Here is a 26495-nt window from a genome sequence, read left to right as displayed (position 1 = left end):
GCGACAGGCAAATAAGGCGCACTTCGGTGCGCCTTATTTGTTTACAGCAAATCCGCAAACGGCACGGTGCTGAGCAGAATGCCAAGAAACAGCACCATGCCAACATAGTTGTTATTCAGGAATGCCTGGAAACAGGGATCGCGCTCTCGCTGGGCAATCAGCTTCTGCTGATGCACAAACAAGCCTGCAGCCAGCAGCAGCGACCAATAAAACGCGCCGTTCAGATTGAGCATCATGCCCACTAGCGCCATCAGACCAAGCGTAGCCAGCTGCAGCAAGCCAATAATCAGTTTGTCGTAACGACCAAACAGAATCGCCGTCGACTTCACGCCAATCTTTAAATCGTCATCGCGGTCAACCATCGCATATTGCGTGTCGTAGGCCACCGTCCAGCAAATATTGGCCAGAAACACCAACCAGCAAACTAAAGGTAAGGACTCACTAACTGCCGCCCACCCCATTGGAATAGCCCAACCGAATGCTGCGCCCAACACCACTTGCGGCAAATGCGTATAGCGCTTCATAAACGGATACACCCACGCTAGCGCCAGTCCGCCAAATGACAGCAAAATGGTCATGGTGTTCATGGTCAACACCAGCATAAACGCCAACAAGCCGAGGCCGGCAAACAGCAGTTTGGCTTCTTTCTCCGTTACCAGGCCACTGGCCAGCGGACGCGATGCGGTACGCTTGACGTGACCATCGATTTTGCGGTCAGCGTAATCGTTGATCACGCAACCCGCAGCACGCATCACAATCACACCGAGCACAAATACCAGCAGCACCGGCAGCGGCGGAATCGCCATGCCCGAAAGCCACAGCGCCCACAAGGTAGGCCACAGCAATAGGACCGTGCCGATCGGTTTATCGATACGCATCAGACGGCAGTATGCCTGCCATTTGGTCATGGGTAAGGTATTTTGCACAGTGGTTTTATCCTTGATCCAGCGCGCGATAAAGCGGCGACGCGGGTAAAAACAGTTCAGTTAACAGCAGCGGTTTGCCCGACAAACGCAGGCGGGAACGGCGTCCCCACAAATCGCCAACCTGACCCGGATCGATAAAATCGCGGCTCAAGGTCGATGAAGAAAACAGATAGCGCCCAAGCGGTCTTGTGCCGAGCTGTTGCAGCATCTGCTCAGGGCCGTTCAAGGTGCTTTCCGGCACCACGGTGCGGCCGATCAGCCAGGGTTCACCATCGCCGCACAGCACAATTTCGCGTAGCCAAAACCGTTGGTCAGCGGGCAGGAATTCAGCTTCATCCATTACCTCATTGGCACCAATGAACGCCTCGCGGATGAGTTCTACCGTTACGTGCTGGCAATGCTGCTCAAAGCGACGCGTCATGGAATCTTCTTCCATTAACCAATCAAGTAGCGGGGCTGAAAGCTGCGGGGAAGAGGCTGGCAGCCAGTGCAGTGCGCGTAACTGGCGCAGCGCGTCATGCGACATCAGGACATCTCCGGAAAAAAAGTTGCCCTAGTCTAACGCAGAGGAGAATGCGTGGCACTGCTCGTTGTGCCACGTCATCAAAAGAAGGGTAATTACTCGCGCTTCAAGCGATTACTGTTCGCCAGCCACAGTGTCACCACCAAAATCAAAATCGCCGCAGAGTAATAGAGCGTATCAAACGGATTTTTATGGTCGACGATGATCAGGCGAATAATGGCGGTGATGCCAATGTAGATAAAATAGCGCAGTGGGAAGTGATAGCCCGACTGAAAGTACTTCACAATCAGGGCGATAAATTCGAAATAAAGGAAATAGATGACGATGCCTTCAATCAGCAGATATGAAGAGGTCTGCTCGCCGGTGCTGAACAGCACATTGGCCAGATGAATGGTTTCTTTACCCAGGAACACCACCAGAATAATGGCCAGGATGATCAGCCCAATGTTAAGCACCCACTGCAGTGCTAATGAAATATATTGCCCAACCCCTGTTTTTATTGTCATTTTTTTGCGCCTTAGCCTCTCAAGAACTCTCTGGCGCTATCATGCTGCAGTGTGATCAAAATCACAATATTTATACTTCGACATCCACGCACAGTGCATCGTAGCGCCAGAACTCGCAGTCGCAGTCAATGACCCGCTTATGCTGATCGCGGTTGATGCGCGTGATCAGCAAACCCGGCGTACCGCTCGCCACATTCAGTGCGGGCGCAGCACGCACCGGCAGCGGCCCCGGCAAAATAGTAAAGCGCGCCCCACCGTAACGAATGCCGTAACGCTGGTCATAGAGATCGGTCAGTGAGCGCGTGAGATCTTCATCCAGCAATCCCGGAAAATAAAGGGGATTAAGGTAGTGTTCAACATACAACACGGCACGACCGTCAATGCGACGCAAGCGGCGAATACGGTAAACCTTGTCGCCTTCGAATAGTTGCAGATGACGCGCAATCGCTAGCTGCGCCGGCACTTCACGCGCCTCCAATACTTCAGTGCTGGCAATGCGTCCTTGCTCGGCGGCCATGGCGTGAAAATGGCTGTGATGCGAAGGGTTATATACCAGCCTCGGCGGTGCAAGGAACCAACCACGACGCAATTCACGGTAGATAACGCCTTGCGCTTCCAGCAAACCCAGCGCCTCGCGCAGCGTGATGCGCGTGGTGGAGTATTGTTCGCTTAAGCTGCGTTCAGCTGGCAAGCGACCGCTGGCAAATTCACCGTTTTCAATACGTTCACGCAGACCTGCCGCAATCACATCCGCCGTTTTCGATAACATTTTTTCAGCCTCATTTTGGGGCAAATCTGCACTATGACAGTTCGATGACTACAATGTGACAAGAGTCATCCCACGCATTAGCGCGCTGTAACCGCATGTGGATTGTCACGCCACACCCCATTTCACCACCATGGTCATAAAACCTTCATCTACACGGGCTACATTGGCTCGGTTCTTGCTGGACTAGACCAAGAAGTCCCACAACATATACCGGGAGCAATCGAGATGAAAGCGTTTATCGCCTCTGTAGTAGCCAGTGCCGTACTGCTTGCGCTGCCTGCCGCGCAAGCCGCAGATAATGACCTCGCCGCGTTAGAGAAGGCTGCGCGCGCCGAAGGTCAGGTTAATAGCGTCGGCATGCCCGACAGTTGGGCTAACTGGAAAGATACCTGGAGTGACCTCAACAGCAAATATGGCCTGAAGCACAGCGACACCGACATGTCCTCCGCCCAGGAACTGGCAAAATTTGCTGCAGAGAAAGAGAACGCCAGCGCCGATATTGGTGATGTGGGCGCGGCTTTCGGTCCGATTGCCGTCGCTAAAGGCGTGGCGCAACCGTATAAACCCACGCATTGGGATCAAATCCCGAGCTGGGCGAAAGACCCGGATGGTAACTGGATGCTGGCCTATACCGGCACCATCGCATTCCTGGTGGATAAGCAGCAGGTTAAAGATGTGCCGCATAGCTGGGCCGATCTGAAAAAAGGTAAGTATGTGGTCACTATCGGTGATGTCGGCACCGCTGCTCAGGCGGCTAACGGTGTATTAGCGGCCAGCTATGCATTGGGCGGTGACGAGAAGAATGTGAAACCGGCGCTGAGTTTCTTCGGCGATCTGGCAAAAGAAGGTCGTCTTGGCGTGACCGATCCCGTGATCGCTAACATCGAGAAAGGCGAGATCCAGGTTGCTGTGGTGTGGGACTTCAACGGTCTCAACTACCGCGATCAGATCGATAAAAATCGCTACGAAGTGGTTATCCCGTCAGATGGCTCTGTCACTTCTGGCTACACCACCATTATCAACAAATACGCCAAACATCCGAACGCGGCCAAGCTAGCGCGGGAATACATCTTGTCTGACGAAGGTCAGATCAACCTGGCAAAAGGCTATGCGCGTCCGATTCGTGCCGAGCATTTAACCCTGCCAGCGGACGTGCAGGCCAAACTGCTGCCGCAATCTGAGTATAAAAATGCGCGTCCAATTAAAGACCAGGCCGCATGGGATAAAACCTCCAAAATGCTGCCGCGCCTGTGGCAAGAGAACGTCATCATCAATATGAAGCAGTAACCGGTGGTCGCCATGAATGGCGACCCTACGACGGCTTTGTCGGGTGCGCATTTATGCGCGCAGGCACGCGGTTTCGTAGGGTGCGCATTTATGCGCACCTAAATGATTGATTGCCAAAGGGGAGCAAGGGATGAAAACAATCCTGGTGGTATTGGATGGGCTGAGTAATCAGGTGGCGCAGCATGCAATGGGCTATTTGTTTGCCGAATGCGCGCAGGGCAACGGCCAATATTACACGCTGACCTGCGAGCTGCCTTCGCTGTCGCGACCGCTGTACGAATGCATTCTCACCGGCATTCCACCGGTGCGCAGCGGCATTATTCACAACGGCGTCAATCGCTTGAGTAATCAGCGCAGCATCTTCCATTACGCGCGTGCTGCCGGTCTCATCACCGCAGCGGCCGCCTATCACTGGGTGAGTGAACTCTACAATCAATCCCCATTCAACGCGGCGCGTGACCGGCATACGGTCGCGCCCGAGCTGCCAATTCAATTTGGGCATTTTTACTGGGATGACGGTTACCCGGATTCCCACCTGTTTGAGGACGCAGAAAGCCTGCGCTTGCGGCACGATCCCGACTTCCTGCTGATTCACCCGATGAACATTGATGATGCCGGGCACAAGCACAGCCTGTCATCGCCGCAATATCGTAACCGCGCGCGCATGGCCGATGGTTATCTGTCGCAGTGGATGCCGGGCTGGCTGGCGGCGGGTTATCAGGTAATTGTCACCGCCGATCACGGCATGAATGATGACCGCTCACACGGCGGCATATTGCCGGAAGAGACGCAGGTGCCGCTGTTTGTGTTTGGCCAGGGCTTCTCACTGCAACCGAATCTTCAGCCGCAACAAACCGAACTGTGCGGCATCGTTTGCACCTTGCTCGGCGTTGAACATGACAAGCCGGTATGTCACGCGTTACTGGCGGAGCCGCAGTAATGAAGGGCAAAACGCTCGCGTCCCTGCTGCTGCTGCCTTTTGCCCTGTTTTGGGTGGCATTCCAGCTCGCGCCGCTGCTGTGGATTGCCATTAACAGTTTCTGGAGCGACATCAACGCGCGTTGGGGTATTGATAACTATAGCGATATTCTCACCTCGCCGTTCTATTTGCAGGCGTTTCGTCTGTCGCTGGATATCTCCATCTGGTCGAGCATTTACGGCCTGCTGATTTCACTGGTGGCCGGCTATTCGCTGCATCAGCTCGGCAGCGGACGTTTTCAGCGCTTTTTGATGTCATTTACCAATATGACCAGCAACTTTGCCGGCGTGCCATTGGCGTTTGCCTTTGTCATCCTGCTCGGTTTGAACGGTTGTCTGACACTGCTGCTGCGCCATTACGGCGTGCTGGAAGGCTTCAAGCTGTTCTCGCGGGATGGCATGGTGCTGGTTTATACCTGGTTCCAAATCCCACTCGGCATTTTGCTGCTCTATCCGGCATTTGATGGCTTGCGGCAGGATTGGCAAGAATCCGCCGCGCTGCTGGGGGCGGGCCGTTGGCGCTATTGGTGGCACATCGGTTTGCCGATTCTGTTCCCAGCGCTGCTCGGTACTTTCGTGATTTTGCTGGCTAATGCGCTCGGCGCGTATGCCACCATTTATGCGCTCACCACCGGTAACTTTAACGTGGTGCCGGTGCGCATTGCCGCGCTGGTATCGGGCGACATCTCGCTTGATCCCAACACCGGCGGCGCGCTGGCGATGCTGCTGGTGCTAATCATGGCGCTGATTACCGTGGTGCAGCAGTATCTGGTGCGCCGCAGCTATCTCAACGCCAAACCTTCCTGAGGAGCCACTCTTGTCGCGCGCGGAAAAATTTTACCATCGCCTGATTGTCTGGCTGCTGCTGTGCATCTTAGCCGCACCGCTGCTGGCGACGCTGCTGTACGGCATTTCCACCAGCTGGAGCGACACCATCCTGCCGCAGGGCTTTACGCTGAAGTGGCTCACTGCGCTGTGGAGCGATCCGCGTTTCCTGACTGCGCTCGGTCATTCGCTGCTGGTTTGTTTTGGTGCGCTGCTGTTCTCGCTGGTGCTGGTGCTGCCTGCCATGTTTGTGATTGCTTACTACTATCCAAAACTGGATGCGGTGATGAACGTGCTGATCCTGATGCCGTTCGCCGTGCCGCCGGTCGTTTCATCGGTCGGCCTGCTGCAGCTTTATTCGTCTTCGCCGCTGATGCTGACTGGCACGCCGTGGATTTTGATCGGCTGCTACTTCACCATCGCCTTACCGTTTATCTATCGCGCCATCTCCAACAATATGCAGGCGATCAACCTGAAAGAGCTGATTGATGCCGCGCAGTTGCTCGGTGCCAGCACGTGGCAAGCGGCGCTGTTTGTGGTACTGCCAAACCTGCGCAAAGGCGTGTTTATTGCTGTGTTGCTCTCCTTCTCCTTCCTGATTGGTGAGTTTGTCTTCGCCAATATGCTGGTCGGTACTCGCTATGAAACCTTGCAGGTTTACCTGTTTAACATGCGCAACGGCAGCGGCCACTTTACCAGCGCGCTGGTGATCTCCTATTTTGCTGTCGTCCTGCTGGTCACCTGGCTGGCGAATGCCCTCAATCCTGAACGAGGCTGATCATGAGTTACCTGAACGTCACTCAGTTGAATAAAAGCTACGGCCCGACCGCCATTTTTGAAAACATCGATTTCAGTGCTGAGGAAGGCGAGTTTGTCACACTGCTCGGCCCCAGCGGCTGCGGTAAATCGACGTTGCTACGCTGCATCGCCGGATTGACCGAGGTTGATAGCGGCAAAGTGCTGCTGCAAGGCCAGGATATCGTGCCGCTGCCGCCGCAGAAGCGCACCATCGGTATGGTGTTTCAGAGCTACGCGCTGTTCCCGAATATGACGGTGGAGAAAAACGTCGCATTTGGCCTGAAGATGCAGAAACTGCCGGGCGGCGATATTCAAAAACGCGTGATGGAGGTGCTGGCGCTGGTGGAACTCACCGACTTTGCGCGGCGTTATCCGCATCAGCTCTCCGGCGGACAGTGTCAGCGCGTGGCGCTGGCGCGTTCGCTGGTGACGCGTCCACGCTTGCTGCTGCTGGATGAACCGCTGTCGGCGCTGGATGCGCGTATTCGTCGCCACCTGCGCGAGCAAATCCGCAATATTCAAAAAGAGCTAAAACTCACCACCCTGTTCGTCACCCACGATCAGGAGGAGGCGTTGACGATGTCCGATCGCATCGTGTTGATGAACCGTGGCAAGATCGTGCAGAACGGCAACGCTGAAATGCTTTATACCCAACCGGCCGATTTGTTTGCCGCCGGTTTTATTGGCAACTACAACCTGCTGAGTGCGGAACAGGCGACGCAGCTTACCGGTCAGACGTTTAGCGGCCAGGTGGCCATTCGCCCCGAGTCGATCCAACTGTGCGCACCGCAGGCTGGTATTCCCGCCACCATTCTCAGTCACAGCTTGCTCGGCAACGTGATCCGCTATCGTGTAAAAGCGCAAAACGTCGAGCTCTCCATCGATGTGCTAAACCGCAGCGTGGCAGATTTGCACCCCGCTGGCATGCAGATTGGGCTACAGTTAGAGATGTCGACGTTGCGCCAGGTCGCTTAATTTTAACGAAAAAATGGGCAACGCAACGCGGCGAAGGTTTTACCGGTTGTGCTCACCGTCAGGCTGGCAATCGGTATTGTTTGAGCCTGACGGATGAGGAGCCTTTATACGTGTTAACTCTGCTAAATCTACTCTCTGCCGTTGCGCTGTTGGTGTGGGGCACGCACATTGTGCGTACCGGCATCATGCGCGTTTACGGCGCCGATCTGCGTCGCGTACTGAGTCGCAGCGTTGAAAAAAAACCGATGGCGTTTCTTGCCGGTATTGGCGTCACAGCGCTGGTGCAAAGCAGTAACGCCACCACGCTATTAGTCACTTCGTTTGTCGCGCAGAATCTGGTGAGCCTGACGCCCGCGCTGGTGGTAGTGCTCGGTGCCGATGTCGGGACCGCGATCATGGCGCGTATCCTGACCTTCGATTTGTCGTGGCTTTCACCGCTGTTTATCTTCTTTGGCGTGGTGTTCTTTCTCAGCCGCAAGCAAACGCGCGTGGGGCAGCTGGGCCGCGCCAGTATAGGCCTTGGCTTGATTTTGTTGGCACTGCAACTGATTGTGGCGGCCGCCAAACCGATCACTCAGGCGGCAGGCGTGCAGGTCCTGTTCTCCACGCTGACCGGCGACGTGATGCTGGATGCGCTGATTGGCGCGGTGTTTGCCATCATCAGTTACTCCAGCCTCGCCGCGGTGCTGATTACCGCTACGCTGACGGCAACCGGCGTCATCTCCTTCAAAGTGGCGCTCTGCCTGGTGATTGGTGCCAACCTTGGCAGCGGCTTGTTGGCGATGATCAACGCCAGCGGCTCCAATGCAGCGGGCAAACGCGTCGCGCTCGGCAGCCTGCTGTTCAAGCTGATTGGCAGCATCGCTATTTTGCCGTTCGTCAATTTTGTCGCTGACGTGCTGGATAAGTTGCCGGTCAATGATGAAGAGTTGGTGATCTTTTTCCACGTGTTCTACAACCTGATTCGCTGCGTAATTATGGTGCCGTTCGCCGATCCGATGGCGCGTCTTTGCCGCCGCATGATTGACGACGATGCGGAAAATGAGCTGCACCTTAAGCCTAAACACCTCGACAGCAGCGCATTAGATACACCCGCGTTAGCACTCGCTAATGCCTCACGCGAAACGCTGCGCATCGGCGATGTCGTTGAACAGATGATTGAGTCATTTAATAAAGTGGTGCACGGCGACCTGCGCGAAGAACGCGCGGTACGGCGGCTGGATGATGATGTTGATGTGCTCTACACCGCAATCAAACTCTATCTGGCGCGCATGCCAAGAGAAGATTTGCCGGAGGATGATTCACGCCGCTGGGCGGAGATCATTGAGATGGCGCTCAATCTTGAGCAGGCCGGAGATATTATCGAACGTATGTGCGCCGACGTGGCGGATAAATCGCTGACCGCGCGCCGGGCCTTCTCGGCGGAAGGACTGGAAGAGCTGCAAACCTTGCAGGAACAAGTGCTGTATAACCTGCGTCTGAGTTTGTCGGTGTTTCTGTCGCACGATGTCACCAGCGCCAAACGCCTGCGCCGCTCCAAGCATCGCTTCCGTATTCTGATTCGCCGTTTCTCCCATGCGCACGTTGAGCGTTTGCATCTGCAGAATGTGCAAAGTATCGAAACCAGCTCGCTGCATTTAGGTTTGCTGGGCGATATGAAGCGGTTGAATTCGTTGTTCTGCGCCGTGGCATACACGGTGTTAGATCAGCCGGATGATGAGCGGGATGAGGATTAAGAAGGTTAACGTCGCGCGATAAATCGCGCCGCTACAAACATCTGCATTGTTCCGTAGCGGCGCAATTTATTGCGCAGGTTTACATCACGACAGCAAACTAAACGCAATCATGCCGACAATCGCGCCGGTGGTGCCGAGGATGGTTTCCATCAGCGTCCAGGTCTTCAGCGTCTCCGCTTCGGAAGCGCCGGTAAAGCGACCAAACAGCCAGAAACCGGCATCATTCACGTGACTGATAATGATTGAGCCGCCGCCGATACAGATCGACAGCGCGGCCAGTTGCGCGCCGCTGTAGTGCAGCGGTTCAATCACCGGCATCACTAAACCAACGGTGGTTAAACACGCCACGGTGGCCGATCCCTGAATCACACGAATCGCGCCAGAAAGGATGAAGCACGCCAGCGCAATCGGCATGCCTGCGCCGGTTAACGCATGTCCCAGCACCGGGCCAACGCCCGAATCCACCAGCACTTGCTTAAACACGCCGCCCGCACCAATCACCAGCAGAATAATGCCCGCCGGTTGCAGCGCGCTGCCGCACACTTGCATCACCTTCTCTTTATCCATGCCCTGCCGATAAGCCAGGCCATAAATCGCCACCAGGCAGGCCAGCAGAATCGCGGTGAACGGATGGCCGATAAACTCCAGCCACTCATACAGATGAGAACCCGGCGTGGTAAAGCGTGCGCCGATGGTTTTCAGGCCGACCAGCAGCAGCGGGAACAGAATCAGCGCCAGGCTAAAGCCAAACGACGGCAGTTTGCCCTCTTCCACTTCCGGCTGATGATCTTCCGGCGGTGCGCTAAAGCTGACATGACGCGCGATAAAGTTACCAAACAGCGGACCGGCAATCAGCATGCCCGGAATCGCTGCGCACAGGCCCAGCAGGATCATCCAGCCAAAATCAGCGTGCATCTGCGAAGCCAGCAGCATCGGCGCGGGACCCGGCAGCAGAAACGCGGCGGAAGCGGCAACGCCGGCAAAAAGCGGGATGACCAGCTTAACTAAATTGCCTTTGGTGCGGCGCGCCACGGCGAACGCAATGCTGATCAGCAAGACCACCGCCACTTCGAAGAACAGCGGCAACGCGCAGATCAATCCCGCGACGCCCATCGCATAGTGCGCGCGACTTTCACCAAAGGTTTTCAACATGCGGATGGCGATCTGATCAACAGCCCCGGTTTCATGCAGGATCTTGCCGAACATCGCGCCCAACGCCACCACAATGGCGAGAAAGCCGAGCGTTCCGCCCATGCCTTTTTCCATGGTTTCAGCGATTTTATCGAGCGGCATGCCGGAGAAGAGACCGGCACCAATGGAGACTAACATCAGGGCAACAAAGGCGTGCATACGCGCTTTCATCACCAAAAACAGCAGCAGCAGGACAGAGCCTGCTGCGGTTAACACTAGCGTTGCGGTACTCATGACTAACCCTTGTTGGTTGCACCCTCAATGGTCGCAACCGTGGCCGCAACTACCTCATCCAGTGAATGATTGATATCAACCACCAGTACATCGGGCTCATCCGCGCCGGGTTCCTGCAGCGTGGCGAACTGCGTCACCAGCATCTGCGGTTTGAAAAAGTGACCTTTACGCGCTTTCAGGCGGGATTCGATGGTTTCGAAATCGCCCTGCAGGTAGATAAATTTCAGGTTCTCATTGCCCTGACGCAGGATGTCGCGATAGGACTTTTTCAGCGCGGAACAGACGATGATGGAGATTTCCTGCGTGCGCTGCATGGCAAACGCTGCATCATTGAGTGCCTGCAGCCACGGCTGACGATCGTTGTCGTCCAGCGGATGACCGTCGGCCATTTTCATGATGTTGCTGCGTGGATGGAGGAAATCTCCATCAAGGAATGCCGTGTTTAACGCATGTGAGACCTGATTGGCGACGGCAGATTTTCCGCTGCCGGAAACGCCCATCAGGATAAAGACGTGGTGCGATGGAGATGGCGTTGTCATTTTTTTGCGCTCCGGCAGTGAATTCTGCCCAATGTTACCGATAACAAATTCAGTCATCATTGTCGGAGCCGATTCGAAAGCTGACAACCCTTCTCAGGCGGAAAAGCACGAAAGTGTGAGCTGACTCATAAATTCATCAAAATCAGATGCTGTCACCTTCGGCAATTTCGAAGCCGACATCCAACGGTTTGCTAACCGTGCGATCGCCGCCAATCCGCGCCAGCAGCATCGCGGCGGATTCCCGTCCCATACGCTCGCGCGGTGTTAACACCGTAGCGAGGCGTGGATTCACCACTTGCGTAATGTCGTGGCCGTGGAAACCGGCAATCGCCATCTGCTGCGGCACCTGCAATCCCTGACGCTGACACTCAAACATCGCGCCCACCGCCAGGTCATCGTTGGTACAGAACAGACTATCGGTTTCAGGATAACGCTTTTGTGCTTCGCACAGCAGTTGTGCGCCGGCGCTGAAAGAGGAGGCATCTTCCATCATCACGCTGTGTGGCGTGAGCCCCGCTTCGCGCATCGCTTTTTCGTAGCCCTGCTGCTTCTGCAAAGTACGTTCATCAAGACGCGCGCCGAGATAAACCGTGTGGCGATGGCCTTTTTTCAGAATAGCACGCGTCATCTGCCGCGCGGCTTCGACGTTATCAAAGCCCACCGCCATATCGAGGCACGGCGTCACTGAGTCCATCATTTCAATCACCGGAATGCCCGCCACTTCCAGCATGCGTAGCGTGCCCGGCGTGTGGGTGCGTTCAGTGAGGATCACGCCGTCGATATTCCAACCGAGCAGCGAGCGCAACTGTAGCTCCTCTTTCTGCGCGTTATAACCGAAGTGCGCCACCAGCGTTTGATACCCCGCTTCATCCGTAACCGCTTCGATGCCGCGTAGTACGTCGGCAAAAACCTGGTTCGTCAGCGAAGGCAGCAAGACGCCAATGGCGCGGCTGGTGGCGTTAGAAAGCATATCGGGAGCGCGATTAGGAATATAGCCGAGCTCGTCCAGCGCCACGGCGATTTTGTCACGTAGGGCCGCAGAGACCTGATCGGGGTTGCGCAGGTAACGGCTAACGGTCATTTTTGTGATGCCGACGCGATCGGCAACGTCCTGTAATACCGGTCTTTTCTTCTTCATCGTATGCGCCTGAGATCAGAGATAACCCAAGTTTATCATTTTTTTGTTAGGTTCAGGTTTTGCGGGAAATCGGTCGCCATTAATAGCGCAATGCTCGTCAGTTAAGCAGCGCATTGGCTCGGTAACCTGGTCGCCATGAATGGCGACCCTACAGCCGTTACAGCGACATTGATTAATAAATAGGCATTGATGCTCCAGCGTGGGTGTTGAGGCGACATCCCAGCCCGCTGAGCGAGTGAAGGATTCCAGGGCGCGGCCAGGCGTCCTCTGCTCGGTCGCCGCACGGCATAGCTGAAACTGCCCCAGCCGATGGCGAACGAAAGTGGCTGGGTGCTTAACTGATCGGCATTACGCCATTAATAGCGACCCTAAGGTTATTGGCGGGGGGTTTTATAGGGTGTGCATTCATGCGCACCTGGCTTCTCATCACTTACGAGAATGGTCTTGTAGCTAACCAGAGAGAGAACAAAGAGCATCGGCAGTCCTGCACCGTAGATTAAATGACAAAACAAGGACCATTATGACGGACCATTCTTCTACACCAGCCAAGCGCCCGATTGAGCGTTTTCTCAATACCGTTGAGTGGCTAGGTAACTTGTTGCCCCATCCCATTACCTTATTTGCGCTGTTTTCACTGTTCATCATCATCGCGTCAGCCCTTGCCGCAGCGTTTGGTGTCAACGTCATGGATCCGCGCCCCGCTGGCGCTGCGGGCCGCGCGCCAGATGGCGTGATTCATGTCGTTAGCCTGATGAGTGCCGAAGGTCTGCAACGTATCGTCAGTAATCTGGTCACCAACTTTACCGGCTTCGCCCCGCTCGGCACCGTGCTGGTCGCTCTGCTCGGCGTGGGTATCGCCGAACATTCCGGTCTGCTCTCGGCGGCAATGCGTGCGCTGGTATTTAACGCACCGAAAAAGCTCATCACGTTTACCATTGTCTTCGCCGGCATTATCTCCAACACGGCTTCCGAACTGGGCTATGTAGTGCTGATTCCACTGGCCGCGATGATTTTCCACTCGCTGGGCCGTCATCCGCTGGCGGGACTGGCAGCGGCGTTTGCCGGCGTTTCCGGTGGCTACAGCGCCAATTTGCTACTTGGCACCATCGATCCGCTGCTGTCGGGCATTACCCAAAGCGCCGCGCAGATTATTGACCCGAATTACCACGTTGGCCCGGAAGTGAACTGGTACTTCATGTTTGTCAGCACCTTCGTGATTTCCGTTCTGGGAACATGGATTACCAATAGCATTGTCGAACCTAAGCTGGGCGTGTATCAGGATAGCGAGGGCGACGCGGTGCGTGGCGATATGGGTGCGCTGACAGCGTTGGAACGGCGTGCGCTGAAAGGGGCTGGCTGGGCGGTTCTCGGCGTCACGCTGCTGCTGATACTGACCGTCATTCCGGGTTATGGCGTATTGCTTAACCCGAAAACCGGAACACTGGCAGGCTCGCCGTTCCTGAAAGGTATTGTGGTGTTTATCTTTGTCTTCTTCGCCATTCCAGGCATGGTCTACGGCCGCATGATTGGCAATATGCGCAACGATCGCGACGTGATCAACGCGATGTCTGCCAGCATGAGCAGCATGGGAATGTACATTGTATTGGTGTTCTTTGCCGCGCAATTCGTTGCGTTCTTTAACTGGAGCAATTTTGGCACCGTCGTCGCGATAAAAGGTGCCAATCTGCTGGCATCGCTGGATATGGGCGCACCGCTGCTGTTCGTTTTCTTCATCATGATTTGTGGCTTTATCAATCTGATGATTGGTTCCGCCTCGGCACAATGGGCCGTTACGGCACCGATCTTTGTGCCGATGTTGATGCTGGTAGGCTTTGCGCCCGAAGTGATTCAGGCGGCTTATCGCATCGGCGATTCGGTAACCAACGTGATTACGCCGATGATGAGTTACTTTGGGCTGATTATGGCGGTGGCGTCGCGCTATCGTCGCGACATGGGCATCGGTACGCTGGTTGCCATGATGCTGCCCTATTCGGTGGTGTTTATGATTGGCTGGACGCTACTGTTTGTCCTGTGGGTGTTTGTGTTTAATCTGCCGGTTGGGCCCGGTGCCGCCACCTGGTACACAATGTAAAAGCAAAAAAAAAGCCAGCACCCGAGCTGGCTAAATAATACTTGGAAGCAATGTGAGCAATGTCGTGCTTACCCGGGAGTCAGGAGACGTTTCCGAGCTCGCATGACAATAATAATCATTATCATTCTCGTCTGTAAAGCCCTTTTGCGAAATATTTTGCATTGACGAAGCGCGAGAATTCCTTGATGTTAAAGGGGATTTTATCCATTTTGCACAAGGAGTCGCGCTATGAGTCAGATCGTCATTCGCCATGCTGTTCCCGAAGATGCCGCCGCGTTAACGCGCATGTACTGCCAGCCTGAACCGCAGGCCAGCACGCTGCATCTACCGTTTCAATCGCCGACGCTGTGGCAGGAACGCCTCAGCAATCTGCGTCCGGGTGTGCATATGCTAGTGGCGTGTATTGACGATCAGATCGCCGGACAACTGACTCTGGAAGTGCTGTCGGTGGCGCGCCGTCGCCATACGGCGACCTTTGGGATGGGCGTCGATGCTGCCTATCAGCGGCGCGGCGTCGGTAAAGCACTGATGTCAGCGATGATAGATTTGTGTGACAACTGGCTGCAGGTGACGCGTATTGAACTGACGGTGTTCGCCGATAACCACAAAGCGCTTGGCTTATATCAGCAGTTTGGCTTTGAGATTGAAGGCACCGCGCGGCGACATGCTATGCGCAACGGCGAAATGGTGGATACGCATTATATGGCGCGCTTGAAATAACCCTGAAAACTGCGCGATAAATCGCCCCGCTACACATGCGTGCATATACCGTAGCGGCGCAATTTATTGCGCATTATTAATTAGTATCCTGCGCTCAAATCATCCACCGAACGGGGATCCGATGCACCATAGCGCATGCCATCTGGCCCAATCATAATGCTCTGCGTGCTACCCATTGCGGGCATCACTTTCACATGTTGGCCTTTGGTTTCAAGCAGACGCAGTGTATCCGGGCTAAAGCCTTTCTCGACGCGCAACTGATCCGGGAGCCACTGATGATGGAAACGTGGCGCATTGGTCGCTTCCGCTACGTTCATACCGAAATCGATGCTGTTTACCACCATTTGCAGCACGGTGGTGATGATACGGCTGCCGCCTGGGCTGCCGGTGACCAGCCAGGTTTTACCGTCTTTCGCCACGATGGTTGGCGACATGGATGACAGCGGGCGCTTAGCCGGTTGCACTGCATTCGCCTCGCCGCCGACTAAGCCGTAAACGTTTGGCGTGCCCGGTTTAGCCGAGAAATCATCCATTTCATTGTTCATCAGGATGCCGCTTTGTCCGGCGACAATGCCGCTGCCGAAATAGGTATTCAGCGTGTAAGTTACCGCGACCGCGTTGCCATCTTTATCCACCACCGAGAAATGGGTGGTTTGATTGCTTTCATACGGGGCCAGTTTGCCCGGCTTGATCTCGCTGGATGGACGCGCTTTGTTGACGTCAATCTGCTGCGCCAGGGTTTTGGCGTAGGCTTTGCTGGTCAGCGCCTGCTGCGGCACCTTGACGAAATCAGGATCGCCAAGGTATTCCGAACGGTCGGCATAGGCATATTTTTCCGCTTCCGCCATCACCTGCATCGCATCGGCGCTGCCAAAGCCCGCTTTCGCCAAATCGAAGTTTTCCAGAATATTGAGGATCTGCACGATGTGAATTCCGCCGGACGATGGCGGTGGCATGGAGAACACTTCATAGCCGCGATAGGTGCCGCTGACCGGTTTACGCTCCACCGCGCGATAGGCCGCCAGATCCGGTTTACCAATCAGTCCGCCGTGCTGCGCCATTTCTGCGGCAATTTCATCGGCGATTTTGCCTTTGTAGAACGCATCCGGGCCTTGCTGGGCAATCAGCTGCAAACTGCGTGCGAGGTTTTTCTGCACCAGACGTTCGCCCTTCTGATACGGCTTACCGTCCGCTTTGTAGAAAATCGCGCGGCTGTTGTCGTGGTTGATCAGCGTCTCTTTACCGTAAGTGGCGAGATCGTCAGCTAAAGCATCGTTCACTACGATGCCGTCACGTGCCAGTTTGATGGCAGGCGCCAGTAATTTGCTCAGCGGTAAGGTGCCGTATTTCTGTGCCGCTAGCGCAAAGCCGGCTACAGTGCCCGGCGTGCCCGATGCTAAATGAGAAGTAAGTGACAACTTACTGTCAGCGTTGCCCTGCTTATCAAGGAACATATCGCGTGACGCGCGCGCCGGTGCCATTTCGCGGAAGTCGATGGCGGTGGTGCGACCGGATGCGGTGCGTAACAACATGAAGCCGCCGCCGCCAAGGTTACCGGCTTGCGGATGCGTTACCGCCAGCGCAAAGCCCACTGCAACCGCTGCATCCACGGCATTACCGCCCTGCTTAAGAATGTCGACACCGACGTCCGTCGCCATCGCATCCACCGATGCCACCATGCCATGTTTGGCTTTTACCGGGTGAAAAGTATCGCTATCCACACCATAAGAGACCGGTGGCGCACTGGCGGGCGCGGCTTGTCCCCCCTGCACCACGGTGAAACTCATCAGCAATGCCCAGCCTAACTGACGTACGTTGCCCTGTATCCTCATCCTGTTACCACCCTTTTAACGTTATTTACATTTGTTATTAATTGATGCAAGTGTTTGCAAATACAGTAAAAAGCGTAGCAGTAAAGTTAAATTAGGTGCACTCCTGGATGAGGGGTTTGAGATATAGCATAAACTTATGTGAGTAGCCGTTGCGGCCTGAGGGCGGCAACACACAGCAGGCTGCATTGATGGAGGAAACACCATGAACAAAAATAAATGGTTAATTATGATCGCAGCGTTGCTGCCGTTAAGCAGCATGGCAAATATGTTGAACAGCACCAACGACCCAAACAAACCTGGCTATAACCCGAGCCAGCAACGGATGCAGTCGCAAATGCAAAATCAGCAGCAACAGCAGAAGCTCAAGTTGCAGCAGAATCAGCAGCAGCAAAGTCAGGATGTACAGCGCAAGGTGCAGGAACAACGGAATAGTGCCCAGCAGCAAGTGATTCAGTCGCAGCCGGGCCAAAAACAGCAGCAGAACTAGCGGAAATCGGGGCCGATAATATCGATGCGATCGGTGCAGATCGCGTCGACGCCCCAACTTAATAGCTCGCGCGCCCGCGCGGGCTGATTCACGGTATACACCAGAATGTGCAGACCGGCCGCTTTCAGCAGCGCAGTGCGTTCGGCGTCGAGTAATTTATGATTCAGATGGATCGATACACATGCCAGACGTTCAGTCAGCGCCTGCCAGTCATCGTGCCACTCATCCAGCAGCAAACCGCGCGGCAGTTCCGGTGCCGCCTGCATGGCGGCTTCCAACGCGGTGTATGAGAAGGACGAGAGCAGCGGCGCGGTTTGACCTTGCCACAGCTCGCGCGCGGCCAGTGCCACGTTGCGCCCGGTTTCCACATCCTGTCCGGTGGTCGGTTTGATCTCGATGTTCGCCATCATCTGATGCTGGCGACAACGTTCAGCCACTTCGCTGAGCAACGCCAGCGGCTCGCCTTCGTAATCGCGGCTAAACCAACCGCCGGCATCCAGCTGTGACAACTTATGCCACGACAGCGCGCCCGCCACGCCCCAGCCGTTGCTGGTGCGATCGAGCGTGTCATCGTGCAGCAGGAAAATCTGCTTATCTTCCGACAGCTTGGCGTCAAATTCGATCATGGTATGACCAAGCTGCGCACCGACATCAATCGCCGCGAGGGTATTTTCCGGGGCCAGTTTGCCGCCGCCGCGATGCGCGACAATGTGCGGATAAGGCCAGTTGTGTTGACTCATTCCAGACGCTTTCCATAAGTTGAATCGAAGAAGTGTAACGCATCTGACGGCAGATGCAGCCACAAGGTGCTGCCCGCCTGCGGACGTTCGCTATGCGGTAAACGTACCACCATGCGCGCGTTACCGATGCGCCCGTGCGCCAGATTATCCGCGCCGAGCATCTCCAGCGTCTCTACCACCAGCGGAATGCCGCCGGCGTCGCGGCTGCTGAGTGTAATGTGCTCGGGACGAATGCCCAGCGTCAGCGGACGATTGGCCCATTTCGCTTTGCTTTCGCCCAGCAGCAAGCCGTTGAGCGCATCCAGCGTAAAGTGCGTACCATCGCTGCTGATTTGTCCCGTTAGCAGGTTCATGGCGGGTGCGCCGATAAATGAGGCGACAAACTGGCTGGCCGGACGCTCGTACACCTCTACCGGCGTGCCCACCTGCTCCACCACGCCTTTGTTCATCACCATCACGCGCTGCGCCAGCGTCATCGCTTCAACTTGGTCGTGGGTCACGTAAATGCTGGTGGTTTTCAGGCGGCGATGCAGCTGTTGCAGCTCAAGACGCATCTGCACGCGCAAGCGCGCATCGAGATTCGAGAGCGGCTCATCAAACAGAAATACCGCCGGTTCACGCACGATGGCGCGGCCCATGGCGACACGCTGACGCTGTCCGCCCGACAGCTCGCGCGGACGGCGATGCAGCAGATGATCCAGCTCCAGACTGCGCGCAGCGTCCATGACGCGCTGCTCGATCTGTACTTTGCCCATGCCGCGAATTTTCAGGCCATACGCCATATTTTCGCCCACCGTCATGTGTGGATAAAGCGCGTAGTTCTGGAACACCATGGCGATGCCGCGATCTTTCGGCTCCATGTTGGTGACACGTTTATCATCAATGTAAATATCACCGGACGATACGCGCTCAAGCCCCGCCACCATGCGCAGCAGCGTCGATTTACCGCAGCCGGAAGGGCCGACCATCACCATAAACTCGCCATCGTTGATGGTGATATTCAGTGGCTGAATGATCTGATTTTTGCCGTCATACGATTTGGTAACGGTCTGAAGGGTTACGCCTGCCATTTATTTATCACTCTCCACCAGGCCACGCACAAACGCACGTTGCATCACGAGTACCACCACCACCGGTGGAATCAGGGTTAATAACATTGCCGCCATCACTTCATTCCACTGCGTAGGCCCGCCGCTGCTGTTAATCATGCTTTTCACCCCGGCTACTGCGGTACTGAGGCTGGCATCGTTGATGATCAGCAGCGGCCACAAATATTGGTTCCAGCCGTAGATGAAGGTGATCACGAAGAGCGCGGCGAGGTTGGTTTTGGATAGCGGTAACACGATGTCCCAGAAGAAGCGCATTGGGCTGGCACCGTCGATACGCGCCGCTTCAATCAGCTCGTCCGGTAGCGACATAAAGAACTGACGAAACAGAAAAGTGGCGGTAGCTGATGCCATCAGCGGCAGCGTTAAGCCGCTGTAGCTGTCGAGCATATTCAGCGTCGAAATCACGTCCACGGTTGGGAAAATACGGACTTCAACCGGCAACATCAGGGTGATGAATATCAGCCAGAAAAACAGCGCGCGCAGCGGGAAGCGGAACCACACCAGCGCAAAGGCGGAGAGCATCGACACCGTGATTTTGCCGACGGTGATGCCGAGCGCCATTAGCAGGCTATTGAGCATCATCATGCCAAATGCCGGGCCGTTGCCATTCACACCGTGCGTCCAGATGCGCGAGATGTTTTCCCACAAATGCGTGCCCGGCAATAGCGTCATCGGCACCTGATACACCGCCTCGTTATCCAGCGTCGCCGCCACAAAAGCGATGTAGAGCGGGAACAGAATGGTCAGCACGCCCAGCACCAGCAAGGTATGGCTGAAGATATCCAGCCCGCGTCGATTCTCAATCATTGGTATTGCACCTTACGCTCGACAAAGCGGAATTGCAGAATGGTCAGGCCAATCACCAGCAGCATCAGCACCACCGATTGCGCGGCGGACGAAGAGAGATCCAGGCCGGTAAAACCTTCGCGATAGATTTTGTAGATAAGCGTAGTGGTGGCCTGCACCGGACCGCCGCCGGTGGCGGCATCGATCACCGGGAAGGTATCGAAGAAGGCATACACCAGATTCACCACCAGCAGGAAGAAGCTCACCGGCGTAATCAGCGGCAGCGACAAATTGAAGAAGCGACGCACCGGACCGGCGCCATCGATCGCCGCCGCTTCCACCAGCGATTTGGGAATCGACTGCAGCGCGGCGAAGAAAAACAGAAAGTTGTAGCTCATTTGCTGCCAGATCGACGCCAATACAATCAGGAACATCGCCTGACCGCTATTTTGCGCGTAGTTCCAGTTGTAGCCCATTTGGTTCAGCAGGTGGCTAAACAAACCGAGGCCCGGATTGAACAGGAACATCCACAGCACCGCAGCCACCACCGGCGCGACCGCGTACGGCAACAGCAGCAAGGTTTGGTAGAGGCTGCGCAGGCGAATCACGTAATCCACTAGCGCCGCCAGCAGCAGGGAAAAAGTCATGCCGCAAATCGTGACCAGCGCACTGAACTCAATGGTGGTCCAGAAGGACGCCAGATAATAGTCGTCGCTGAACAGGCGTTTGAAGTTCGCCAGCCCAACGAAGGTGCTGGAGATGCCAAAAGGATCAATGCTTTGCAGCGAATACCACAAGGCTTCACCGGCAGGCCACAGGAAGAAAATGGCCGTAATCACCAACTGCGGCAGCAGCAGCAAATAGGGCAGAAAACGGGAGCGAAATACGGGGCGCGATGAGGACATAGCAGGCTCAATCTGAGAGAAAAATCGGGGCGAACGCCAGGCGCCGGCCCCGAGATAACAGCATTACTTCACTTGCTGCTCAAAACGGCGCAGCAGCTCGTTACCGCGTTTCACAGCGTTATCCAGCGCAGCCTGCGGCGCCTGTTTGCCGGTCCACACGCCTTCCAGCTCCTCGTCCACAATAGTACGAATCTGCGGCATATTGCCCAGACGCATGCCTTTGGTGAACGGCAGCGGATCTTTGTTCAGCATCTGGCGCGTGGCGATGTCTGCGCCTGGGTTCTTGTCGTAGAAGCCCTGCTGCTTAGTCAGCTCATACGCTGCGGTGGTAATTGGCAGGTAACCGGTTTTCTGGTGCCATTCGGCAGCGATTTCCGGCTGAGCGAGGAACTTCATGAACTCCGCCGCGCCTTTGTAGGTGTTGGCATCTTTGCCTTTCATCACCCACAGGCTCGCGCCGCCAATGATGGCGTTCTGCGGTGCGTTCGGTACGGTTTCATCGTAGGGCATCATGCCAACGCCGAAGTTAAATTTGGCGTAGTGTTTGATGTCGGCCAGTGAACCGGAAGAGGCAGTGGTGATGCCGCAATCGCCGTTGTAGAACTTGGCGGTAGATTCATCTTTACGACCGAAGTAGGTGAAATCCCCCTTCTTATTCATCGCTTCCAACATTTCGATGTGGCGCACCTGCACCGGCTTATTGAATTCCAGCACCGCATCGGTACCGTCAAAGCCGTTGTTTTTGGTGGCGACCGGCAACGCATGCCAGGCGCTGAAGTTTTCAATCTGAATCCAGCCCTGCCAGCCACTGGCGTAACCGCAGGTCAGGCCCGCTTTACGCAGCGCTTCGGCATCTTTCGCCAGCGCCTGCCAGGTTTTTGGTGGCTGATCCGGGTTCAGACCGGCTTTTTTGAAAGCATCTTTGTTGTAGTACAGTACCGGCGTTGAGCTGTTGAACGGCTGAGAGATCAGCTGGCCTTTACTGTCGCTGTAGTAACCCGCAACGGCGGGCACGAACTGTTGCGGATCCATCGGCACGCCAGCGTCTTTGAACACTTGATTGACTGGTACAATCGCTTTTGACGCCATCATCGTCGCCGTACCGACTTCATACACCTGCAGCAGCGCAGGCGCTTTACCGGCGCGCACCGCCGCGATACCCGCCGCTAAGCTCTGCTCGTAGTTGCCTTTGTATGTCGGAACGATCTTGTAATCGGGGTGAGCCTGGTTAAAACGTTGTGCCAGAGAATCAACTTCTTTGCCTAACTCGCCTTCCATTGAGTGCCAGAAAGGGATCTCAGTTGCAGCCAGCGCATTACCGCTGAGCGCCAGACCGAGTACGACACTCATCAGGCGGGGACGAAGCGTAAAAGCGGACATAAAGTTTTCCTGTGCTGTTAGCGACGCGCGAATTCGCGCATTTTGTAGTTCGCGACGTAACATGACACGGGAAAATGACGGATTAATAACAGGTTGATTACGGGGATGTGACAGCGGGATGGGATAGGTTTATATATTCGTCCGTGCTGGCTGTCCCCCATCCCGGCCTTCCCCCGCTAGCGGGGGAAGGAAACGCTGCCACTTGCTGCTTCAGCACTCACATATGGCAGCATCTTCCTCCCCCATTTATGGGGGAGGACCGAGGAGGGGGACAGCGAGCCCCTATCCAGGGGGACAGCGAGCACCAATTACGCGCCTAAATACGCGCTTCTCACCGCTTCATTTGATAGCAGCGCTTCGCCGCTATCCTCCAGCACCACGTGGCCGTTCTCCAGCACATAACCGCGATCTGCCAGCTTTAGCGCCTGGTTGGCGTTCTGCTCGACGAGGAAAATGGTCATGCCCTCTTTGCGCAGTTGCTCAATGGTATCGAAGATCTGCTGGATGATAATTGGCGCCAATCCCAGCGACGGTTCATCCAGCAGCAGCAAACGCGGCTGGCTCATCAGCGCACGGCCAATCGCCAGCATCTGCTGCTCACCGCCGGACATGGTGCCCGCACGCTGTGCTTTACGTTCTGCCAGGCGTGAAAACAGCTGATAGACGCGATCAATACGCTCCAGATACTGCTGTCGCGTAGCGAAGAAGCCGCCCATCGCCAGATTCTCTTCCACCGTCATACGCGAAAACACCCGCCGACCTTCCGGCACGATGGCAATCGCTTCGCGCATGATTTTCGCCGTTTGCCAGTCGGTGATCGCTTTACCATCAAAAGTGATGCTGCCGCTGGTGGCGCGCGGTTCGCCGCACAAGGTGCCGAGCAGCGTGGTTTTACCCGCGCCGTTGGCACCAATCAGGGTAACGATTTCGCCCTGATTGATGTGCAGATTAATGTTGTGCAGCGCCTGAATCGGACCGTAATGGGCGCTGACACCCTGCAAGGTTAAAATCGGGTTTGCCATGTTACGCCTCACCTAAATAAGCACGGATCACATCCGGATTGTTACGCACCTGTTCCGGCGTGCCGTTGGCCAGCGGCGTTCCCTGATTGACCACGTAAATGCGGTCAGAAATGCCCATCACCAGCTTCATATCGTGTTCAATCAGCAGCACGGAAACCTTGTGCTCACCGCGAAGTTCGGCGATCAGCTCATCCAGTTCGTGGGTTTCGCGCGGGTTAAGCCCGGCGGCCGGTTCATCCAGCATCAGAATTTCCGGACGCGTCACCATGCAGCGCGCAATCTCCAGACGACGCTGCTGACCGTACGCAAGATTGCCCGCCTGACGGTTAGCCAAATCCAGCAAGCCAATACGATCCAGCCAGGTGGCGGCGCGATCCAGCGCTTCACTCTCGCCACGACGAAACGCCGGGGTTTTGAACAGGCCGGAGAATACGCCGCTTTTCAGGTGCTGATGCTGCGCCACTAACAGGTTTTCAATCACCGTCATTTCGCGGAACAGACGCACGTGCTGGAAGGTACGCACAATGCCCATGCGCGCAATCTTCTGGCCCGGCAAACCTTGCAGCTGCTGATCGCGCAGTTTGATGGTGCCCCCGGAAGGTTTGTAGAAACCAGTCAGGCAGTTGAATACCGTGGTTTTACCGGCACCGTTTGGGCCGATCAGCGAAACAATTTCCTGCGGATGCAGCTCCAGCGCCACGTTGTTAACGGCTAACAGGCCGCCGAAGCGCATCATCAGGCCTTCAACGGCTAATAAAGGCTGACTCATGCCTGCTCTCCTTGATTACTGCTCTTCAACTTCAGATGCGGACGCTTCATTGGCAGCAGACCTTGCGGACGCCAAATCATCATCAGCACCATCAAACCACCGAGCACCAGCATGCTGTACTCGTTCAAATCACGCATCAGCTCGCGCGAGACCACCAGCAGAATCGCTGCAAGGATCACCGCCAACTGCGAACCCATGCCGCCCAGCACCACAATCGCCAGCACAAAGGCCGATTCAACGAAGGTGAAGGATTCCGGGCTGACGAAGCCCTGACGCGCCGCGAACAGCGTCCCCGCAAAGCCCGCGAACACGGCGCTGATGGTGAAAGCGGTCAGCTTGATGCGTGTGGGGCTCAGGCCGAGTGAGCGGCAGGCGATCTCATCTTCACGCAGCGCTTCCCACGCACGGCCCAGCGGCATACGCAGCAAGCGGTTGATGACAAACAGCGTCAGCACTACCAGCAGCAATGCCACCAGATAGAGGAAAATCACGCGGTCGCTGGGATCGTATTTCAGGCCGAAGAAGTCATGGAACGTGCTCCAGCCCCCTTCACTGACGCGACGACCAAACTCCAGACCAAACAGACTTGGCTTGGGAATTTGCGCGATACCGTTCGGACCGCCGGTGATCGCGGTGTTATTCAGCAGCAGAATACGCACGATTTCGCCGAAGCCGAGCGTCACAATCGCCAGATAGTCCCCGCGCAGGCGCAGCACCGGGAAGCCGAGCAGCAAGCCAAAAGCCCCCGCGACTAAACCAGCCAGCGGCAGGCTTTCCCAGAAACCAAAGCCGTAATAGTGATTAAGCAGCGCGAAGGTGTAAGCGCCGATAGCGTAGAAACCGCCATAGCCGAGCACCAGCAACCCCGACAAACCCACCACCACGTTCAGCCCGAGGCCGAGCATCACGTAGATCAGCGTCAGCGTGGCGATATCCACGCTGCCGCGCGACACCAGAAACGGCCAGATTACGGCGGCGGCAATCACTAGCGCCATCAATAACTTCTGCTTTGGCGTCGAACCATCAAAACCCGGCAGGACAAAACCTTTGCCGCTGCGTTTGAATTTGCCCTGCACCAGCGGACGTAGCAGCTGGAAGACAAACACCACCGCACAGCCAATAAAGATCCAGTTCCAACGTACCGCACCTGCGTTGGCGACCACCAGTTTGGTGCCATCCAAATCGAGGCGGACGCCCATAAAGAAGGTGGCGAGTATCAGCAACATCACCGTGGAGATCACGGCGTTGACCAAACCGAGGCGTTTCATACTTTCTCCACCTCCGGACGGCCAAGAATCCCGGTTGGCAACACCAGCAGCACCACAATCAGCAGCGCGAAGGAGACCACATCTTTATATTCGGTCGACAGATACGCCGAGGTCAGCGCTTCCGCAATGCCCAGCACCAAGCCGCCAATCATCGCGCCGGGAATGCTGCCAATGCCGCCCAATACCGCGGCGGTGAAGGCTTTCATTCCGGCCATAAAGCCGATGAACGGGTTGATGGAGCCGTAGAATTGCCCGAGTAATACGCCCGCAACCGCCGCCATCGCCGCACCGATGATAAAGGTGAGAGAGATAACGCGGTCGGTATTGATGCCCAGCAGGCTGGCCATTTTCAAATCTTCTGCGCAGGCGCGGCAGGCGCGTCCCATGCGCGAATAACGGATAAACAGCGTCAGCGCCAGCATCGACAGGAAGGTCACCACCCAGATCACCAGTTGCATGGTGGAGAGTGTGGCGGCAAAACCGTTGCTCTCGCCCAGCGTCCATTGGCCGGTGATCAAACTGGGCAGTGCGAGATCGCGCGAGCCTTGTGTCAGGCTGACGTAGTTCTGCAGGAAGATCGACATCCCGATCGCCGAGATCAGCGCGATCAGGCGCTTCGACGATCGCACCGGCTTATACGCCACGCGTTCGATGCTCCAGCCATAGGCGCTAGAGATGATCACCGCCATCACGAAACCGGCGGCGATCATCAGCCACGAAGTATCGATGCCCATCATCATCAGGGCGGCAATCACGATAAAGGAGACATAGCTACCGATCATGTACACCTCGCCATGGGCGAAGTTGATCATGCCGATAATGCCGTAGACCATGGTGTAACCAATGGCGATCAGCGCGTAAGTGCTCCCGAGGGTAACCCCGTTGAACATTTGCTGAATGAAATAGAGAAACTGCTCGGACATAGTGAGGACCTGCTCTGGAGCTGAATAATTCCCTCTC

Annotated in this window: 26 protein-coding genes; 9 read left to right on the top strand and 17 right to left on the bottom strand. The window is 55.8% G+C overall.

All coding sequences use genetic code 11. From position 1 onward, the window contains the following. Positions 1-41 precede the first annotated feature (41 nt). From ubiA to AC6I8K_RS01660, 4 genes are all read right to left on the bottom strand, one after another. Complete coding sequence (gene ubiA / locus AC6I8K_RS01675; protein WP_483816646.1) at positions 42-926, bottom strand: 4-hydroxybenzoate octaprenyltransferase; 885 nt, start codon at positions 924-926, stop codon at positions 42-44. A 7-nt stretch (positions 927-933) separates the two neighbouring features. Then, entirely contained in the window at positions 934-1452 is a 519-nt protein-coding gene (ubiC, locus tag AC6I8K_RS01670) for a chorismate lyase (RefSeq protein ID WP_064737915.1), read from the bottom strand. A gap of 92 nt (positions 1453-1544) precedes the next feature. Beyond that, entirely contained in the window at positions 1545-1955 is a 411-nt protein-coding gene (psiE, locus tag AC6I8K_RS01665; RefSeq protein ID WP_008109934.1) for a phosphate-starvation-inducible protein PsiE, read from the bottom strand. A gap of 70 nt (positions 1956-2025) precedes the next feature. Further along, on the bottom strand, positions 2026-2724 hold the full coding sequence (locus AC6I8K_RS01660) for a UTRA domain-containing protein (RefSeq protein WP_064737916.1): 699 nt from the start codon (positions 2722-2724) through the stop codon (positions 2026-2028). 225 nt (positions 2725-2949) lie between these two features. Between AC6I8K_RS01660 and AC6I8K_RS01655 the strand changes: the two genes are divergently transcribed. From AC6I8K_RS01655 to AC6I8K_RS01630, 6 genes are all read left to right on the top strand, one after another. After that, entirely contained in the window at positions 2950-4011 is a 1062-nt protein-coding gene (locus AC6I8K_RS01655) for an ABC transporter substrate-binding protein (protein ID WP_483816644.1), read from the top strand. Positions 4012-4141: 130 nt separating this feature from the next. After that, positions 4142-4951 carry an alkaline phosphatase family protein gene (locus AC6I8K_RS01650; RefSeq protein ID WP_483816643.1) on the top strand — a complete coding sequence of 270 codons (810 nt, stop codon included), beginning with the start codon at positions 4142-4144 and terminating at the stop codon, positions 4949-4951. Continuing rightward, positions 4951-5796 (top strand): ABC transporter permease, encoded by an 846-nt coding sequence (locus AC6I8K_RS01645; protein WP_483816642.1) that lies wholly within the window; start codon positions 4951-4953, stop codon positions 5794-5796. The genes AC6I8K_RS01650 and AC6I8K_RS01645 overlap by 1 nt, the downstream gene beginning before the upstream one ends. Before the next feature lie 10 nt (positions 5797-5806). Next, entirely contained in the window at positions 5807-6592 is a 786-nt protein-coding gene (locus tag AC6I8K_RS01640; RefSeq protein WP_009128570.1) for an ABC transporter permease, read from the top strand. Positions 6593-6594: 2 nt separating this feature from the next. Continuing rightward, entirely contained in the window at positions 6595-7587 is a 993-nt protein-coding gene (locus tag AC6I8K_RS01635) for an ABC transporter ATP-binding protein (protein ID WP_497826132.1), read from the top strand. 110 nt (positions 7588-7697) lie between these two features. Continuing rightward, positions 7698-9323 (top strand): Na/Pi cotransporter family protein, encoded by a 1626-nt coding sequence (locus AC6I8K_RS01630; protein WP_483816640.1) that lies wholly within the window; start codon positions 7698-7700, stop codon positions 9321-9323. Between the two features lie 84 nt (positions 9324-9407). Here AC6I8K_RS01630 and gntU read toward each other — a convergent pair whose 3' ends face one another. The 3 genes from gntU to gntR form a co-directional block, all read right to left on the bottom strand. After that, positions 9408-10748 (bottom strand): gluconate transporter, encoded by a 1341-nt coding sequence (gene gntU / locus AC6I8K_RS01625; RefSeq protein WP_064737922.1) that lies wholly within the window; start codon positions 10746-10748, stop codon positions 9408-9410. A 2-nt stretch (positions 10749-10750) separates the two neighbouring features. Then, positions 10751-11287 (bottom strand): gluconokinase, encoded by a 537-nt coding sequence (gene gntK / locus AC6I8K_RS01620; RefSeq protein ID WP_483816638.1) that lies wholly within the window; start codon positions 11285-11287, stop codon positions 10751-10753. A gap of 142 nt (positions 11288-11429) precedes the next feature. Beyond that, positions 11430-12425 carry a gluconate operon transcriptional repressor GntR gene (gene gntR / locus AC6I8K_RS01615; protein WP_064737923.1) on the bottom strand — a complete coding sequence of 332 codons (996 nt, stop codon included), beginning with the start codon at positions 12423-12425 and terminating at the stop codon, positions 11430-11432. A gap of 520 nt (positions 12426-12945) precedes the next feature. On the opposite strand from gntR, the gene AC6I8K_RS01610 reads away from it, so the two are divergent. Together AC6I8K_RS01610 and AC6I8K_RS01605 are read left to right on the top strand one after the other, a co-directional pair. Further along, positions 12946-14517, top strand: coding sequence for an AbgT family transporter (locus tag AC6I8K_RS01610; RefSeq protein WP_497826131.1), 1572 nt, complete (start codon positions 12946-12948; stop codon positions 14515-14517). A gap of 228 nt (positions 14518-14745) precedes the next feature. Continuing rightward, positions 14746-15237 carry a GNAT family N-acetyltransferase gene (locus AC6I8K_RS01605; protein WP_497826130.1) on the top strand — a complete coding sequence of 164 codons (492 nt, stop codon included), beginning with the start codon at positions 14746-14748 and terminating at the stop codon, positions 15235-15237. A gap of 80 nt (positions 15238-15317) precedes the next feature. Here AC6I8K_RS01605 and ggt read toward each other — a convergent pair whose 3' ends face one another. Beyond that, positions 15318-17069 carry a gamma-glutamyltransferase gene (gene ggt, locus AC6I8K_RS01600; protein WP_497826129.1) on the bottom strand — a complete coding sequence of 584 codons (1752 nt, stop codon included), beginning with the start codon at positions 17067-17069 and terminating at the stop codon, positions 15318-15320. 202 nt (positions 17070-17271) lie between these two features. Here ggt and AC6I8K_RS01595 point away from each other — a divergent pair, with 202 nt between their 5' ends. Further along, a complete protein-coding gene (locus AC6I8K_RS01595; RefSeq protein ID WP_483816635.1) occupies positions 17272-17556 on the top strand; it encodes a DUF2756 domain-containing protein in 285 nt (94 codons plus the stop codon). Here the strand turns inward: AC6I8K_RS01595 and ugpQ are convergent. The 9 genes from ugpQ to livH all read right to left on the bottom strand — a co-directional run bounded on the left by ugpQ (position 17553) and on the right by livH (position 26458). Next, positions 17553-18296, bottom strand: a complete 744-nt coding sequence (gene ugpQ / locus AC6I8K_RS01590; RefSeq protein WP_483816634.1) for a glycerophosphodiester phosphodiesterase — start codon at positions 18294-18296, stop codon at positions 17553-17555. The two genes, AC6I8K_RS01595 and ugpQ, sit on opposite strands and share 4 nt — an antisense overlap. Further along, entirely contained in the window at positions 18293-19366 is a 1074-nt protein-coding gene (locus tag AC6I8K_RS01585; protein WP_483816633.1) for a sn-glycerol-3-phosphate import ATP-binding protein UgpC, read from the bottom strand. The genes ugpQ and AC6I8K_RS01585 overlap by 4 nt, the downstream gene beginning before the upstream one ends. After that, positions 19367-20212, bottom strand: coding sequence for a sn-glycerol-3-phosphate ABC transporter permease UgpE (gene ugpE / locus AC6I8K_RS01580; RefSeq protein ID WP_064737930.1), 846 nt, complete (start codon positions 20210-20212; stop codon positions 19367-19369). It abuts the gene before it with no gap. Next, entirely contained in the window at positions 20209-21096 is an 888-nt protein-coding gene (gene ugpA, locus AC6I8K_RS01575) for a sn-glycerol-3-phosphate ABC transporter permease UgpA (protein ID WP_483816632.1), read from the bottom strand. The genes ugpE and ugpA overlap by 4 nt, the downstream gene beginning before the upstream one ends. Before the next feature lie 63 nt (positions 21097-21159). Beyond that, a complete protein-coding gene (gene ugpB, locus AC6I8K_RS01570) occupies positions 21160-22476 on the bottom strand; it encodes a sn-glycerol-3-phosphate ABC transporter substrate-binding protein UgpB (protein ID WP_483816631.1) in 1317 nt (438 codons plus the stop codon). Positions 22477-22784: 308 nt separating this feature from the next. After that, entirely contained in the window at positions 22785-23498 is a 714-nt protein-coding gene (gene livF, locus AC6I8K_RS01565; RefSeq protein ID WP_483816630.1) for a high-affinity branched-chain amino acid ABC transporter ATP-binding protein LivF, read from the bottom strand. 1 nt (position 23499) lies between these two features. Next, a complete protein-coding gene (gene livG, locus AC6I8K_RS01560) occupies positions 23500-24267 on the bottom strand; it encodes a high-affinity branched-chain amino acid ABC transporter ATP-binding protein LivG (RefSeq protein ID WP_455846184.1) in 768 nt (255 codons plus the stop codon). After that, a complete protein-coding gene (locus AC6I8K_RS01555; protein ID WP_497826128.1) occupies positions 24264-25535 on the bottom strand; it encodes a high-affinity branched-chain amino acid ABC transporter permease LivM in 1272 nt (423 codons plus the stop codon). Before AC6I8K_RS01555 ends, livG begins: the two co-directional genes overlap by 4 nt. Then, positions 25532-26458 carry a high-affinity branched-chain amino acid ABC transporter permease LivH gene (livH, locus tag AC6I8K_RS01550; RefSeq protein WP_483816628.1) on the bottom strand — a complete coding sequence of 309 codons (927 nt, stop codon included), beginning with the start codon at positions 26456-26458 and terminating at the stop codon, positions 25532-25534. The genes AC6I8K_RS01555 and livH overlap by 4 nt, the downstream gene beginning before the upstream one ends. Positions 26459-26495: the final 37 nt, after the last annotated feature.

This window comes from Pantoea sp. X-Soil-ISGK-421, from assembly GCF_059730785.1.
Note: the sequence above shows the minus strand (reverse complement) of the source record. Positions and strands in the feature narration are given on the sequence as shown.

What these genes read in the sequence shown, in the direction of transcription:
- AC6I8K_RS01595 (WP_483816635.1), top strand. Translation starts at nt 17,272, where the DNA reads ATGAACAAAAATAAATGGTTAATTATGATCGCAGCGTTGCTGCCGTTA.
- AC6I8K_RS01655 (WP_483816644.1), top strand. Translation starts at nt 2,950, where the DNA reads ATGAAAGCGTTTATCGCCTCTGTAGTAGCCAGTGCCGTACTGCTTGCG.
- AC6I8K_RS01610 (WP_497826131.1), top strand. Translation starts at nt 12,946, where the DNA reads ATGACGGACCATTCTTCTACACCAGCCAAGCGCCCGATTGAGCGTTTT.
- AC6I8K_RS01585 (WP_483816633.1), bottom strand. Translation starts at nt 19,366, where the DNA reads ATGGCAGGCGTAACCCTTCAGACCGTTACCAAATCGTATGACGGCAAA.
- ugpE (WP_064737930.1), bottom strand. Translation starts at nt 20,212, where the DNA reads ATGATTGAGAATCGACGCGGGCTGGATATCTTCAGCCATACCTTGCTG.
- ugpB (WP_483816631.1), bottom strand. Translation starts at nt 22,476, where the DNA reads ATGTCCGCTTTTACGCTTCGTCCCCGCCTGATGAGTGTCGTACTCGGT.
- livH (WP_483816628.1), bottom strand. Translation starts at nt 26,458, where the DNA reads ATGTCCGAGCAGTTTCTCTATTTCATTCAGCAAATGTTCAACGGGGTT.
- AC6I8K_RS01650 (WP_483816643.1), top strand. Translation starts at nt 4,142, where the DNA reads ATGAAAACAATCCTGGTGGTATTGGATGGGCTGAGTAATCAGGTGGCG.
- psiE (WP_008109934.1), bottom strand. Translation starts at nt 1,955, where the DNA reads ATGACAATAAAAACAGGGGTTGGGCAATATATTTCATTAGCACTGCAG.
- gntK (WP_483816638.1), bottom strand. Translation starts at nt 11,287, where the DNA reads ATGACAACGCCATCTCCATCGCACCACGTCTTTATCCTGATGGGCGTT.
- gntU (WP_064737922.1), bottom strand. Translation starts at nt 10,748, where the DNA reads ATGAGTACCGCAACGCTAGTGTTAACCGCAGCAGGCTCTGTCCTGCTG.
- ugpQ (WP_483816634.1), bottom strand. Translation starts at nt 18,296, where the DNA reads ATGAGTCAACACAACTGGCCTTATCCGCACATTGTCGCGCATCGCGGC.
- gntR (WP_064737923.1), bottom strand. Translation starts at nt 12,425, where the DNA reads ATGAAGAAGAAAAGACCGGTATTACAGGACGTTGCCGATCGCGTCGGC.
- AC6I8K_RS01555 (WP_497826128.1), bottom strand. Translation starts at nt 25,535, where the DNA reads ATGAAACGCCTCGGTTTGGTCAACGCCGTGATCTCCACGGTGATGTTG.
- ugpA (WP_483816632.1), bottom strand. Translation starts at nt 21,096, where the DNA reads ATGTCCTCATCGCGCCCCGTATTTCGCTCCCGTTTTCTGCCCTATTTG.
- AC6I8K_RS01605 (WP_497826130.1), top strand. Translation starts at nt 14,746, where the DNA reads ATGAGTCAGATCGTCATTCGCCATGCTGTTCCCGAAGATGCCGCCGCG.
- AC6I8K_RS01660 (WP_064737916.1), bottom strand. Translation starts at nt 2,724, where the DNA reads ATGTTATCGAAAACGGCGGATGTGATTGCGGCAGGTCTGCGTGAACGT.
- AC6I8K_RS01645 (WP_483816642.1), top strand. Translation starts at nt 4,951, where the DNA reads ATGAAGGGCAAAACGCTCGCGTCCCTGCTGCTGCTGCCTTTTGCCCTG.
- livF (WP_483816630.1), bottom strand. Translation starts at nt 23,498, where the DNA reads ATGGCAAACCCGATTTTAACCTTGCAGGGTGTCAGCGCCCATTACGGT.
- ubiC (WP_064737915.1), bottom strand. Translation starts at nt 1,452, where the DNA reads ATGTCGCATGACGCGCTGCGCCAGTTACGCGCACTGCACTGGCTGCCA.
- livG (WP_455846184.1), bottom strand. Translation starts at nt 24,267, where the DNA reads ATGAGTCAGCCTTTATTAGCCGTTGAAGGCCTGATGATGCGCTTCGGC.
- AC6I8K_RS01635 (WP_497826132.1), top strand. Translation starts at nt 6,595, where the DNA reads ATGAGTTACCTGAACGTCACTCAGTTGAATAAAAGCTACGGCCCGACC.
- ggt (WP_497826129.1), bottom strand. Translation starts at nt 17,069, where the DNA reads ATGAGGATACAGGGCAACGTACGTCAGTTAGGCTGGGCATTGCTGATG.